Origin of the sequence: Mangrovibacter phragmitis, from assembly GCF_040429585.1 — a bacterium.
In the GTDB taxonomy this organism is placed as follows: domain Bacteria; phylum Pseudomonadota; class Gammaproteobacteria; order Enterobacterales; family Enterobacteriaceae; genus Mangrovibacter; species Mangrovibacter phragmitis.
In genome coordinates this window covers 233,398-247,147 of the sequence record NZ_CP134782.1, presented here as the reverse complement: position 1 = coordinate 247,147, position 13,750 = coordinate 233,398, and the positions used below count along the sequence as shown (strand labels likewise).

The following is a 13,750-nucleotide window of genomic DNA, read 5'->3' as shown; positions in this document are numbered from 1 at the left end:
AGGTTGTTATGACTCAGCATGTTGTTTTTGATGTCGATTTACACCGCCTGAAGATTACGGACACATTTTTGGGCCAGTACCAGCGCCTGGTCCGCGACGTGGTTATCCCTTACCAGTGGGATGCCCTGAACGACCGCATTGCGGATACCGAGCCCAGCCACGCTATTGAAAACTTTCGCATTGCGGCAGGCCAGCAAGCCGGTGAGTTTTACGGCATGGTGTTCCAGGACAGCGATGTCGCCAAGTGGCTGGAGGCGGTTGCCTGGTCTTTGTGCCAGAAACCCGATGCTGAACTGGAACACATTGCCGATGGCGTTATTGAACTGGTCGCCGCCGCCCAGTGCGAAGACGGCTACCTGAATACCTGGTTCACTGTCAAAGCGCCGGAACAGCGCTGGTCAAACCTGGCGGAATGCCATGAGTTATATTGTGCCGGGCATATGATTGAAGCAGGCGTGGCTTTCTTTCAGGCCACTGGTAAGCGCCGCCTGTTGGATGTGGTCTGCCGCCTTGCTGATCATATTGACCATGTGTTTGGCCCGGGAGAGCACCAGTTGCAGGGATACCCGGGGCACCCGGAAATTGAACTGGCGTTAATGCGCCTGTTCGATGTCACCCAGGAGCCCCGCTACCGCGAGCTGACTCATTTCTTTGTCACCCAGCGCGGCCAGTCACCGCACTATTACGATGAAGAGTATGAAAAGCGCGGTAAAACATCGTACTGGAATACCTATGGCCCGGCGTGGATGGTAAAAGATAAAGCCTACAGCCAGGCGCACCTTCCCCTGGTGGAACAAAACCAGGCAACCGGCCACGCTGTGCGCTTTGTCTACCTGATGACCGGCGTCGCTCACCTGGCACGCCTGAGCGAAGATGAAACCCTGCGCCAGTCCTGCCTGCGCCTGTGGCAGGATATGGCGCAGCGCCAGATGTATATCACGGGCGGTATTGGTTCCCAGTCCAGCGGTGAAGCGTTCAGCAGCGATTACGACTTACCCAATGACACTGTCTATGCCGAAAGCTGTGCGTCTATCGGCCTGATGATGTTTGCCCGCCGTATGGTGGAAATGGAGGCCGACAGCCAGTACGGCGATGTCATGGAGCGGGCGCTGTATAACACCGTGCTGGGCGGTATGGCGCTGGACGGCAAGCACTTTTTCTATGTAAACCCGCTGGAAGTGCAACCCAAAGCGGTGCCGTTTAACCATGTTTACGACCATATTAAACCGGTGCGCCAACGCTGGTTCGGGTGCGCCTGTTGCCCGCCGAATATCGCCCGCCTGTTAACCTCGCTGGGCCACTATATCTATACGCCACGCAGCGATGCGCTGTATGTGAATTTATACGTAGGCAACGAGGCAGAACTGGTTGCGGGGGCTGCCGGGCTGCGCTTGCGTCTGAGCGGCAACTACCCCTGGGATGAACAGGTAACGCTGTCTGTACTTTCACCAGAGCCCGTCACACACACCCTTGCATTACGCCTGCCAGACTGGTGCCCGTCACCTTCAGTAACCCTGAACGGCCAGCCGGTTCAGGGCGATGTCGTGCGCGGCTACCTGCACCTGCAACGCACCTGGCGGGAAGGCGACACTCTGTGCCTTACATTGCCCATGCCGGTGCGGCGTGTGTACGGTAACCCACTAGTGCGCCACCAGGCCGGGAAAGTCGCCCTGCAACGCGGACCTGTGGTGTATTGCCTGGAGGAAGCGGATAACGGCGCACAACTGCATAACCTGTGGTTACCACAAAACGCTGTACCGCGCCTGCTGAATGGCACTGCGAGCCTGGCGCATAAAGTACTTTTGCAGGCAGAAGGGCTGCGCTACCAGGCAAATCAACCCGAAAAACAGGCCCTGTGGCGCTATGATGCTCACCCGGCCACACCCGTTCCCCACACACTGACCTTCATCCCCTGGTTCGCCTGGGCTAACCGTGGTGAAGGAGAAATGCGTGTCTGGGTAAACGAAGCCCCAGGCCCGGCGTGATTGTTGTGCATGACTGCCGCAGTATTGCCGTAATAAAAAACCCCCCAGGCGCTGGCTGGCGGGGTTTTGTTATTCAACATTCATCGCCTGGTGCGGTAGTGGATTCTCTCTCCAGGTCTTCCGGCCAGTGAATATTATCCATAGGTTTCACTTTACGTGTTATCGCGGGTATCTCTTGTGTATACAGTAATTCGTTTCCCTGCATGTAGTAACAGCAGTAGCTCCAGAAACGGTGGAGTTCGTGTTTTTCTCCCTGATATCTCAATGGGAAACGTTCAACTACATGAAAGGTTCCTGGTTTACAGATTGCACAAGAAAGCTCATAACCCGAGAAAAAAATCCCCTGCCGATACACCAGTTCCCCTTGCACATCTGCCCAGTCAACTACTCGAATAGTCGAAGGGCCAGAAATCCGTGTAAGATCATGATCATTTTCATATTCATAGATATAGACTTTCTGGCGTTTACGGTTGAACCTGACAGGTGTGCTGCGAAGAGGAAAGGCCATGGTGCGCGTGTTAAATACAACAATAACCAACATAGCGAGCATCACCACCATCACGAAGGGGTTATAGTTCGTGCCAAGGAGTTGCCAGAACATCCCTGACAGTGGAATGGCAATAAGAGAAAATGCAATACACAACCCCCGCGGGCAGGTTTTAGTTTGGTAACGAGGCAACTCCATCCATGTTTCATTCAGTTCATCCACCTGAACAATCCATGGGATATTTTGGATCTCCCCACGAGGATCAGGAAGATCCTCTTCCCAATAATCAAGCGACGGTTTTAATCGCGAAAACCCTGGGTCAAATAATGTGTTGGGTTTCCGGTTTGGATCACTGTATGGCTTAAGGCGCTTTTTCTGCACCTTAGTGATATGGCTCATGGTTCCCTCCGGTTAATGCTGAAATATCCCTGTGGTGACAATTTGTGGCTGCCGGTTATTCACCCGGTGCCGTGGTGGATTCGCGGTCCAGCGCTTCCGGCCAGCGGATGGTGTTCACCGGCGTCCAGCTCGCCGGCACATGCCTGATAACCGGCGCCGCCGGTACTCTTCTGCCCTGCATGTACATGCAGCAGTGGCTCCACACACTTTTCAGCGGAATACTGCCACCCTGATAATTTAGTGAAAACCGGTCCACCACCTCGTAAGTACCGGGTTTACAGACCGCGCAGGACAGTTCATAACCCGAGGCATAGATATCGCTGCGCCGTATCAGTTCGCCGCGCACATCCGCCCAGTCGAACACCTTGATGGTGGTGCGCCAGGGAAACCAGGGCCAGCCCCGTTTATGCTCGTAGACATACACTTTCTGGCGCTTACGGTTAAGCCGCACAGGCTTTCCCCGGGGGACAAAAACTGCCATTCGGAAGTGATATAACGCGATGCTAAAAAAAACAAAAATAGCAACCATAAAACCTAAACTGGTCTGATTATCAAATTCTGGCAATCTCGCATATATGTAAATAAAAGGGATAGGAATTAAAGAGATAGGAAGCATCAGCCATGCCCCCCACCAGGAAATTCTATCCTCATAACGGGGGATTTCCATCCAGGTATCATTCAGCTCGCTGACCCGGATAAGCCGGGGGGATGCCATTGGCTGCTCACCCGGCTCCGGCAGGTCTTCTTCCCAGTAATCAGACTGAGGTTTTAACCGCGAAAAGCCCGGGTCACAGAGGGTATAAGGTGGCCGCGCGGCAGGTGGCGGGCATGGCGGTTGTTGGTGCGCCTTACGGCGACGCTGGCGTGACGGTGATTTCTGGCTCATGGTTCCCTCCGGTTAATGCTGAAATATCCCTGTGGTGACAATTTGTGGCTGCCGGTTATTCACCCGGTGCCGTGGTGGATTCGCGGTCCAGCGCTTCCGGCCAGCGGATGGTGTTTACCGGCGTCCAGCTCGCCGGCACATGCCTGATAACCGGCGCCGCCGGTACTCTTCTGCCCTGCATGTACATGCAGCAGTGGCTCCACACACTTTTCAGCGGAATACTGCCACCCTGATAATTTAGTGAGAACCGGTCCACCACTTCATAAGTGCCCGGCTTGCAGACCGCGCAGGACAGTTCATAACCCGAAACATAGATATCGCTGCGCCGTATCAGTTCGCCGTGCACATCCGCCCAGTCGAACACCTTGATGGTGGTGCGCCAGGGAAACCAGGGCCAGCCCCGTTTATGCTCATAGACATACACTTTTTGGCGCTTACGGTTAAGCCGGACAGGCGTGCCCCGGGGAGCAAAAACTGCCATTCGGAAAAGATAAAGAGCAAGGCTTACCGCGATAAACATAACTAAACTGAAACTAGGATCGAATTCAGGTTGAGTCATATCTCTATAAATAAAGGCGATCATTAATAATATAAATGGAAGCAATACCCAGGCTCCCCACCAGGAAATTCTATCCTCATAACGGGGGATTTCCATCCAGGTATCATTCAGCTCGCTGACCCGGATAAGCCGGGGTGATGCCGTTTGCTGCTCACCCGGCTCCGGCAGGTCTTCTTCCCAGTAATCAGACTGGGGTTTTAACCGCGAAAAGCCCGGGTCACAGAGGGTATAAGGTGGCCGCGCGGCAGGTGGCGGGCATGGCGGTTGTTGGTGCGCCTTACGGCGACGCTGGCGTGACGGTGATTTCTGGCTCATGGTTCCCTCCGGTTAATGCTGAAATATCCCTGTGGTGACAATTTGTGGCTGCCGGTTATTCACCCGGTGCCGTGGTGGATTCGCGGTCCAGCGCTTCCGGCCAGCGGATGGTGTTCACCGGCGTCCAGCTCGCCGGCACATGCCTGATAACCGGCGCCGCCGGTACTCTTCTGCCCTGCATGTACATGCAGCAGTGGCTCCACACACTTTTCAGCGGAATACTGCCACCCTGATAATTTAGTGAAAACCGGTCCACCACCTCGTAAGTACCGGGTTTACAGACCGCGCAGGACAGTTCATAACCCGAGGCATAGATATCGCTGCGCCGTATCAGTTCGCCGCGCACATCCGCCCAGTCAAACACCTTGATGGTGGTGCGCCAGGGGAACCAGGGCCAGCCCCGTTTATGCTCGTAGACATACACTTTCTGCCGCTTACGGTTAAGCCGCACAGGCTTTCCCCGGGGGACAAACACTGCCATTCGGAAAAGATAGAGTCCAAAGCTAAACGACGAAAAAATAAAAAAAATGAAGCATGGCTCAATTCCAAAATCAATCATCAATTCAATTAGACACCAAATTAAGGCTATAGGTATCGGGATTAGTGTCCAGATGCCCCACCAGGAAATTCTATCCTCATAACGGGGGATTTCCATCCAGGTATCATTCAGCTCGCTGAGCCGGATCAGCCGGGGGGATGCCATTGGCTGCTCACCCGGCTCCGGCAGGTCTTCTTCCCAGTACTTAAGCTGGGGTTTTAACCGCGAAAAGCCCGGGTCACAGAGGGTATAAGGTGGCCGCGCGGCAGGTGGCGGGCATGGCGGTTGTTGGTGCGCCTTACGGCGACGCTGGCGTGACGGTGATTTCTGGCTCATGGTTCCCTCCGGTTAATGCTGAAATATCCCTGTGGTGACAATTTGTGGCTGCCGGTTATTCACCCGGTGCCGTGGTGGATTCGCGGTCCAGCGCTTCCGGCCAGCGGATGGTGTTCACCGGCGTCCAGCTCGCCGGCACATGCCTGATAACCGGCGCCGCCGGTACTCTTCTGCCCTGCATGTACATGCAGCAGTGGCTCCACACACTTTTCAGCGGAATACTGCCACCCTGATAATTTAGTGAGAACCGGTCCACCACGTCATAAGTGCCCGGCTTGCAGACCGCGCAGGACAGTTCATAACCCGAAACATAGATATCGCTGCGCCGTATCAGTTCGCCGTGCACATCCGCCCAGTCGAACACCTTGATGGTGGTGCGCCAGGGAAACCATGGCCAGCCCCGTTTATGCTCGTAGACATACACTTTCTGGCGCTTACGGTTAAGCCGCACTGGCTTTCCCCGGGGGGCAAACATCACGGCACGAAATAGGTGTAAGGAAATACTCAAGAAAAGCAACATAATAAAACTAAAGCTAGGATTAAACTCAGGATGAGTCATATCACGATAAATGAAAGGGATCGGTAAAATTGATAGCGGTAGCATTAACCAAAGTCCCCACCAAGCAATCTTATCCTCATAACGGGGGATTTCCATCCAGGTATCATTCAGCTCGCTGACCCGGATAAGCCGGGGTGATGCCGTTTGCTGCTCACCCGGCTCCGGCAGGTCTTCTTCCCAGTAATCAGACTGAGGTTTTAACCGCGAAAAGCCCGGGTCACAGAGGGTATAAGGTGGCCGCGCGGCAGGTGGCGGGCATGGCGGTTGTTGGTGCGCCTTACGGCGCCGCTGGCGTGACGGTGATTTCTGGCTCATGGTTCCCTCCTGTATGCCATATTGAGTAATCACTATGCTTCCACAACCAGCCCTAACTGGTCATGCCGGTTGTATTTATGTGGCCAGTACGCCACCCGCAGAATTGCCTGTTGATAACGCCCGGGGTTCACCCACAAATGTATTTCTATTGCCAGGCTATTTTCCCCGGGACTGCGCCGGTAGACCCCATCCTGGTGGATCCCCCCGGCCTGGCGCGTATTCGCCTGGTCCGGAACATTGTGGTTTTCTGTGAACATAACCACCTCGTGCCCGGTTTTCTCTTTCGCCACCAGGTTAACCTGCCAGGCAGAGTGCTCTTCACTCCCTCCGGGCAGTAACAGCCGGACCTGCAGCCGGGTGAGATGTTCCCCATACTGGTTAACATGCAGCCCGCGAAACCCCACTTCTGCCACCATACCTTTGACAATGGCGTAAAAGGCGTCCATACACTCTGCCATATCCTGCTCACTGCTGGCATGCCAGCGATAATCGCTGCCCCGCGGGCGGCCAAAACAGCAACGCCGTAGCCAGACTTCCAGTGGGTTACTACGCTGACTTTCTGCCTCCAGGGTAATAAGCGCCCCGGTAATAATTAACAAAGCGGCAATTCCCAGTGGTCCTAATAAAGCCGTACTTCCTAAATACCCAGCATAAATACCAACTCCTCCTCCAAATAATGTAATTACTCCAGCATGATAGTAACCAGTAGCTGAATTTTTATCTCCTTGATTAGTAGATATTTTTCCCTTAAGCATAAGCCTTACCCCTTCCACCATAGCCGCCCCTCCCGCAATCATCCCACCCAGCTTAACCAATGGATGCACATAGTTGGGGCTCAGTATCGCCCAGCTTTTTTTATTCATCAGCACCCGGCCAAAGCCAGCGACTTCACTGGCCGCCCCCATCATCATCAACCCAGTGGCAATAGTCTTGAATTGCGCAGATTGTTGGTCGCCAAAGGCCGTGTTCAGGCTGGCAAGATTGTTGCGCAAGTTGTGTATCTGAAAGGCGAACATAAAAAACGAGAGCACCAGCCCAATGGCCTGCCCGCCAGCAAAACGCCGGGCATTTTCGTCCAGAATCGTGTCAATCATCTCGCTGCTCAGATGGCCAACCATGCGGTGTTGCTGGCCCTGGGCATACAGAGAAACATCAGATATCACGACATTTGAATAATGGCTTCGCGCCAATGGGTTACCCGGCATCGGCATGGTGGAAGGAGCCCGGCCCGATGCCGGTGTGCTTACCATGGCCGCGCGCAGCTCTTCTGGTGTTCTCAGAGTGCTCATACGCACGGTGACTTCGCGCGCCAAATCATGTGGATCAGTGAACCCCATGATATAACCGGTAGTTGAAGTCGTTACCTTGCTGGCAGAACGCTGTAATTCCCCGCTCAACACCTGTGAGTTTACTGCAGCAGAAGCAGCATTCATCGCATTCACATCTCTGCGAATCATCTCCTGCAATTTGCCAACGGTGGTTTTGGTTTCAAACAGCGTGATGGTGTTCCCTGTGGAGTTATACAGGCCAGCCTGTAGCATCTTGCTGTAACGAGCATGCGCCTCCGGGCCCATACTTTCAGACAGCGTTATGGAGCTACTGGTAAGTGCTGCCATTCTGGAAACCCACAATGCCTGGACTGATTTAGACTCCATAGCTCTGGCAAGCTCTCTGGACCCCAGCACTGTTTTCAAATGCCCATAAGCGTCGAATGGGTTGTCTGGTGAGGCACTCAAAATTTGTTCAATCGCAGAAGAGTGTAACCCTGTCATGCCTAAGTAAGCAGGTGCCGTGCCACTTTCATCTTCAAGCCACTCTAACCATACCTCCCTTGTTGAGCTGTCCATTGCGCCCCCCTGAATACAGGCGGCAACAGTCGCAAACTGGCATACCCAACTGTCTGTACTGACATCGGGGGTATAATCATTATTAATCATCGCCAGCCAGCCGGTATTGCGGTACCAGGCAGCTAAATCTTTACCAATGGCTTCAATCTTCTGGCTGAAACGGCCCAAAACGCGGTCGTGTTCCTGCTGAAACTGAACACGTTTTTCTTCATCATAGCTTTGCTGCAGGCGGCTGTATTGCCGGGCAATGGCGTCCTCAGCCACCTGCTTCTGAGTTTTGGTCTGGGTAAATGCCATGGGGTAGCCAGACGATGGCCGCTCAAACAGGGGTTGACTGCTCGCTTCTGCATTTTTCTGTATTGATTTCATCGTCCAGGCTATCGCGCCGGATACCAGCGCCTGATGAGAAACTCCCGGTTGTTGCAGATAAGCATCGCGAGCTTCGGAAATATGTAACCGGCCAATGTTCAGTTCTTCCACAATACCTACCGGGTCTTTCATGGGGACAGCCATGACCTCACAACGGTATTGAGAACCCAACGCACTGATATACTTGCCCATCCAGGAAAGTTTTTCTCTGTTTTTCAGAGAATGAAAACCATGGGCCCCCCCGGTCAGTTCATCTCCCATCCAGGCGACATTGGGGAAAAAATCCGTCGCAAACTCTGCCACATTGTCTGTCAGGGCACTGAGAGAGCTGTCTACAACCAGGCCACCTTCAGCCTGTACTTTGCCGTCTTTTGACACCGTTAGTTTTGTAAAACGATCACCCGGCAGGCGGCCACTTTTATAGCCCTCCAGTACCTCTTTACTCCATGGATCACTACTGAATGCCAGCCAGACCTCACTGAACAGACTGTTATCGATGTGGATAAAGCGGGTTTTGATGTCATGGTTTATGGTGTGGCACCGTGGTGACAAGGGCTCAACACAGTTAGAAGGGCGGGAATCATAGGGGTTGAAATAGCGCATGCAGCAATCTGCTGTTACCTCATACCCCTGCCAGGCGCATTTATCGAGCAGGACATACAAAAACCCCATGCGCAATGTCCGCAAGGCATACTTAAATTCGCCCCCAGATAACTCAACTGGCTGGGGAAGAACAGGCGGGGACCAGCTTGATGACACCAGGCCTTTTGGTACAGCGGCCACACGCAGTGGGAAAAGAGGTATACCTTTGCGTTCACAGGCTTTGCACCCGGTTGGTACCGCTGCCGCTTCTTTACTGGCAGCAACAGTACTCATGATCTGCTCACGAATATCCATTTCATAATTCCCTTATTTTCCATGTTGTTAATTGGGCATAATCATCACAGAAAACCGAGCGGAATTTAACCGAAATTATGTGGAACCAGTCCTAAAATGTAAAATGCCCACGGAAAAAATTCCGTGGGTTTGTGATATGGGAGGGGAAATTAGCTGGCAGGAGGAGCCTGAAACAAATTCCGGTCACGCAGTAAATGGTCGTTGCCCCGGCGGCGGGTGAAGCCGGTGCGGTCGAAATATTCCAGAATTTGCACCGCCAGTTTGCGGCCAATACCCAGCTGATCGCGGAAATCCGCCGCACTGGTGGATCCGTTTTCGGGGTCAAGCGCGCGGATCAGATCAGCAAACTGCTGAATGCGTTCCTGCCGGTAGTAACGATCTTTCACAATCGCCGTGATCAGCCCGAGTTGTGCGGCCTGGCGTAATACCTGGCGCATAGTTTGTTCATCCTCGCCCGCTTTTTTTGCCAGGTCGCGCACCCACCAGGGGTCATCGGCAAACAACCCTTCCACTTTGCGCCAGATAGCTTCTGCCGCCGGAGAAAACCCTGGTTCATGACCAGGCAAATGCAGCCAGCCCTGGCGGCTGACAACTTCACCTTGCTGGCGTAATTGTTCAATCAGCCCCAGTACCAGGCCTTCATGCTCTGTGGGCAGTGCCATACGGCGCAAGCGCTCACGCCCGGGGCCGGGCTGGTCATCATGGTTTTGGTGGTACTCGGCAAGCGTTGCCAGCAGTTTTTCCTGCCAGCGGCGGGCAAGCCCGCTACCCACCACCTGGCCTTCCACACACAAAGCCGTACTTTGTGCCAGTTGGCTAATTTCAGGCTCGCGCAGTTGCCGCGCCCAGGCGAAATCAGCCAGTGAGACAGCATGGCGTTGCAAGTGGCACCTCAGTACGGATTCATCGTCCTCGCATCGGGCCAGTTGTTTCAGCCAGGCAAGAAACTCAGGCTGACGCTTACCGCGTTTGGGTGAGTTAAGCAGCAAGACGCGCGCCCCAGCCAGGGTTTGCCGGGCGCTGATATCCCGCAATACCAGATAATCGTTGTCAGCCAGCAACAAAGGCGTGTCGAGCACCAATTCGGCCAGGTCATCTTCCAGTATCGAAACCCGCCCGGTGATATGACTGGCACCGTGGTAAATATGCAGCGGCTGCCACTGCTGGAGCGGGCTGTGGCTCCTTAGTGTGACAATAACACGCTCAGCGCCGGGGGCCGGTGGGCTGTGCTCCAGCAACCAGTCGCCACGGCTGATATCTGCTTTCTGCGCGTCGCCACTCAGGTTCAGCGCAATACGCTGACCGGCAGTAGCCTGTTGTACTGGCTGGTTTTGTGCATGCAACCCACGCACCCGCATGGGTTTATCTGCGCCAGCCAGCCACAATGTATCCCCAACCTGTACCGTGCCCGACAGCGCGGTACCCGTAACCACCAGCCCGGCACCTTTGACAGTAAACGCACGGTCGATAGCCAGGCGAAAGCGCCACGCCGTGCGATGAGACTGCTCTTCACAAGCCAGCAGATGCTCACGTAACCCATCAATACCAGTACCATCAGATACCGAAGTAACGAAAAACTGTGCTTCATGCCAGCCATAAGCCAGCAGCAAGTGGTGCACGCTTTCACGCACATCTTCAATGCGTTCCGCACTAACCCGGTCTGATTTCGTCAGCACCACGGTTAAACCCGGTTGCCCGGTCAGTTGTAAAATCGCCAGATGCTCCAGGGTTTGCGCCATTACGCCATCATCGCAGGCAACCACCAGCAAGCCATGGTCGATACCGCCCACACCTGCCAGCATATTCGCGAGGAATTTTTCGTGCCCCGGTACATCAATAAACCCAATCACGCGGCCATCGGGTTGCGGCCAGTAGGCAAAACCCAGGTCAATTGTCATACCGCGCTGTTTTTCTTCAGGCAAACGGTCTGCATTCACCCCGGTCAACGCCTGAATCAGCGAGGTTTTCCCATGATCAACATGGCCCGCAGTGGCAATAATCATTGCAGTAACATCTCCAGTAATCCCGCTTCATCTTCCAGGCAACGTAAATCCAGCCACAGCCCACCACCGGCAATACGCCCAATCACCGGCACCGGTAGGCCACGCAAACGCGCAGCCAGCGCTTCCAGCTCACTGCCCTGCCCGGAAACCGGAGTGAAAGTCAGTGCCGCACTGGGCAGAGAATCTACCGGCAAAGCCCCACTTCCGGGCTGAGACAGGCAAGGCTGCACCGCCACAGTAAACGCCGGGCTGTAATGAGCCACCAGTGCAGGCAGCAGGCGCTGCGCTTGTTCATGAATCGCCGCCGCGTCACGGTGCAGCAGGCGCAGGGTAGGTAAATTCTCGAATAATGTTTCGGGTTGCAGATACAAACGCAGGGTGGCTTCCAGAGCGGCAAGCGTCATTTTATCGGCACGCAGGGCGCGTTTAAGCGGGTGTTGCTGGATTTTTGTAATCAGTTCTTTCTTGCCGACAATAATCCCGGCCTGTGGTCCGCCGAGCAGTTTATCGCCAGAGAAACTCACCAGGCTAACCCCATCGGCAATCAGTTGCTGTGGCATCGGCTCTGGCGGTAAACCACAGGTACGCATATCCACCAGCGAACCACTGCCAAGATCAGTGACCACCGGAATGCCGTACGCTTGAGCTTCCGCCACCAGTTGCGCTTCGCTGACACTGGCAGTAAAGCCCATCACCTGGTAGTTACTGGTGTGCACTTTCATTAATAATGCGGTGTTTTCTGTCACCGCCTGGCGGTAATCCTTGCTGTGGGTTCGGTTGGTTGTCCCGACTTCCACTAACTGGCATCCGGCCTGGCGCATAACATCGGGGATACGGAAAGCCCCGCCGATTTCGACCAGTTCACCACGAGACACCACCACTTCTTTCCCTGCGGCGGTCGCCGCCAGCATAAGCAGCACCGCTGCGGCGTTGTTATTGACCACACAGGCATCTTCCGCGCCAGTGAGCTGGCAGAGCAAACCAGCCACCGCCTGGTCCCGGTGCCCACGGCTCGCGCCATCCAGGCTGTACTCCAGGGTTACCGGGTAGCGCATGGCATCACACACAGCATGTACCGCTGCTTCAGCCTGTAATGCGCGCCCCAGGTTAGTATGCAACACTGTGCCTGTCAGGTTAAATACACGGCGAATGGCGGGCCTTCCTGCCTGCTCAAGGTATTGCGCCACGGCGGTGGCCCAGTTTTGTGCCCAGGCAGGTAACACCTGCGCCTGGAGAATGGATTGCCGGGCCTGCTGTACCCGTTCACGCAGCGCATTCACCACTAGCGTGTGCCCAAAACGCGCCACCAGCGGCGTTATCTGCGGGTCATGCAGTAAACGGTCAATAGCCGGAATCTGGCTGAATAACTGACGGAGATCCTGAGTCATAGTGTGTGCAGTGCCATTGAAAAGACAAAAGTAAAGTGTACCGGGGGATTTCCCCGGTTTCCTGAGCGGAGATCAAGCGACACGCGGTTCAGTGCGGGCAAAACTGTCACGCTGAAAGAGTTGCTCTACCAATTTAACCAGATGCGGGCGGTCCACACACCAGCCAGGTGCGATACGGCGAAAATTCAGGTAGCCCATCGCACAACCCACAGCAATAGTCGCGACATCAAGTTGTTGCGTATTGAATGCCCCGTTTTTGGCGGCTTCATCCAGCGCATCTAACCCACGCAGTATTTTTTCCCGCTGGCGCACCAGTTCACTTTCCAGTTGGTGTGCTGCCGGGCGTTGCTGTTCACGGAAAGAGAGAATAGCGGCATCCATGACACCGTCGGCCAGTGCTTCAAGCTGGCGTACCTGCAAAGCCGCATACGGGTCTGACGGAATACTGGCTGGCACGGGCTGAGTCAGTTCCAGAAAAGAGGCAATAACTGGTGAGTCAAACCAGCAGGCACCGTCATCAGCAATCAGAACCGGTACTTTCCCCAATGGATTAGACTGCGCAACATGGCTATTTTCATTCCACGGCGAGTCATTGACAAAGTCGAAGGCCATGCCTTTTTCCAGCAACAGCACCGATATTTTACGAACAAAAGGGCTTGTGTAACTCCCGACCAGTTTCATGCGCAGAACCCTCATCAGTGAATGAGCATTGTGAAATGCCAGTACATCATGAAAAGTGAGCGTTACCTCAAATCATACGCTATTCCCCTGCGGCACGGCATGCCCTGCAGAAAAAATTTAACATGTAATTTACTTTCATTCCGTTCCGACAGGCCACACCACGAAGTTGCTATTGATCACAATCAG

General features: G+C 54.4%; 10 protein-coding genes. 1 reads left to right on the top strand and 9 read right to left on the bottom strand.

Annotated features, from left to right (window positions below; genetic code table 11):
* Window positions 1–8: 8 nt before the first annotated feature.
* Complete coding sequence (locus tag MPHASIOC01_RS01170; RefSeq protein ID WP_353613777.1) at window positions 9–1,985, top strand: glycoside hydrolase family 127 protein; 1,977 nt, start codon at window positions 9–11, stop codon at window positions 1,983–1,985.
* A gap of 73 nt (window positions 1,986–2,058) precedes the next feature.
* Here MPHASIOC01_RS01170 and MPHASIOC01_RS01165 read toward each other — a convergent pair whose 3' ends face one another.
* From MPHASIOC01_RS01165 to MPHASIOC01_RS01125, 9 genes are all read right to left on the bottom strand, one after another.
* A complete protein-coding gene (locus MPHASIOC01_RS01165; protein WP_353613776.1) occupies window positions 2,059–2,871 on the bottom strand; it encodes a DUF6708 domain-containing protein in 813 nt (270 codons plus the stop codon).
* A gap of 55 nt (window positions 2,872–2,926) precedes the next feature.
* Window positions 2,927–3,757: a DUF6708 domain-containing protein gene (locus MPHASIOC01_RS01160; RefSeq protein WP_353613775.1), complete on the bottom strand. Its 831-nt coding sequence runs from the start codon at window positions 3,755–3,757 to the stop codon at window positions 2,927–2,929.
* A gap of 55 nt (window positions 3,758–3,812) precedes the next feature.
* Window positions 3,813–4,631, bottom strand: coding sequence for a DUF6708 domain-containing protein (locus tag MPHASIOC01_RS01155; RefSeq protein WP_353613774.1), 819 nt, complete (start codon window positions 4,629–4,631; stop codon window positions 3,813–3,815).
* A 55-nt stretch (window positions 4,632–4,686) separates the two neighbouring features.
* Window positions 4,687–5,505 carry a DUF6708 domain-containing protein gene (locus MPHASIOC01_RS01150; protein ID WP_353613773.1) on the bottom strand — a complete coding sequence of 273 codons (819 nt, stop codon included), beginning with the start codon at window positions 5,503–5,505 and terminating at the stop codon, window positions 4,687–4,689.
* A 55-nt stretch (window positions 5,506–5,560) separates the two neighbouring features.
* Complete coding sequence (locus MPHASIOC01_RS01145) at window positions 5,561–6,379, bottom strand: DUF6708 domain-containing protein (protein ID WP_353613772.1); 819 nt, start codon at window positions 6,377–6,379, stop codon at window positions 5,561–5,563.
* A gap of 32 nt (window positions 6,380–6,411) precedes the next feature.
* Window positions 6,412–9,492 carry a T6SS effector BTH_I2691 family protein gene (locus MPHASIOC01_RS01140; RefSeq protein ID WP_353613771.1) on the bottom strand — a complete coding sequence of 1,027 codons (3,081 nt, stop codon included), beginning with the start codon at window positions 9,490–9,492 and terminating at the stop codon, window positions 6,412–6,414.
* Window positions 9,493–9,641: 149 nt separating this feature from the next.
* Window positions 9,642–11,495 (bottom strand): selenocysteine-specific translation elongation factor, encoded by a 1,854-nt coding sequence (gene selB / locus MPHASIOC01_RS01135; RefSeq protein WP_353613770.1) that lies wholly within the window; start codon window positions 11,493–11,495, stop codon window positions 9,642–9,644.
* A complete protein-coding gene (selA, locus tag MPHASIOC01_RS01130) occupies window positions 11,492–12,883 on the bottom strand; it encodes an L-seryl-tRNA(Sec) selenium transferase (RefSeq protein ID WP_353613769.1) in 1,392 nt (463 codons plus the stop codon). Before selA ends, selB begins: the two co-directional genes overlap by 4 nt.
* A gap of 72 nt (window positions 12,884–12,955) precedes the next feature.
* Entirely contained in the window at window positions 12,956–13,564 is a 609-nt protein-coding gene (locus MPHASIOC01_RS01125; RefSeq protein ID WP_064597642.1) for a glutathione S-transferase, read from the bottom strand.
* Window positions 13,565–13,750 lie beyond the last annotated feature (186 nt).

Bases quoted from the DNA above. Each gene is read 5' to 3' on its own strand.
- MPHASIOC01_RS01170 (WP_353613777.1), top strand. From the start codon at position 9: ATGACTCAGCATGTTGTTTTTGATGTCGATTTACACCGCCTGAAGATT.
- MPHASIOC01_RS01165 (WP_353613776.1), bottom strand. From the start codon at position 2,871: ATGAGCCATATCACTAAGGTGCAGAAAAAGCGCCTTAAGCCATACAGT.
- MPHASIOC01_RS01160 (WP_353613775.1), bottom strand. From the start codon at position 3,757: ATGAGCCAGAAATCACCGTCACGCCAGCGTCGCCGTAAGGCGCACCAA.
- MPHASIOC01_RS01155 (WP_353613774.1), bottom strand. From the start codon at position 4,631: ATGAGCCAGAAATCACCGTCACGCCAGCGTCGCCGTAAGGCGCACCAA.
- MPHASIOC01_RS01150 (WP_353613773.1), bottom strand. From the start codon at position 5,505: ATGAGCCAGAAATCACCGTCACGCCAGCGTCGCCGTAAGGCGCACCAA.
- MPHASIOC01_RS01145 (WP_353613772.1), bottom strand. From the start codon at position 6,379: ATGAGCCAGAAATCACCGTCACGCCAGCGGCGCCGTAAGGCGCACCAA.
- MPHASIOC01_RS01140 (WP_353613771.1), bottom strand. From the start codon at position 9,492: ATGGATATTCGTGAGCAGATCATGAGTACTGTTGCTGCCAGTAAAGAA.
- selB (WP_353613770.1), bottom strand. From the start codon at position 11,495: ATGATTATTGCCACTGCGGGCCATGTTGATCATGGGAAAACCTCGCTG.
- selA (WP_353613769.1), bottom strand. From the start codon at position 12,883: ATGACTCAGGATCTCCGTCAGTTATTCAGCCAGATTCCGGCTATTGAC.
- MPHASIOC01_RS01125 (WP_064597642.1), bottom strand. From the start codon at position 13,564: ATGAAACTGGTCGGGAGTTACACAAGCCCTTTTGTTCGTAAAATATCG.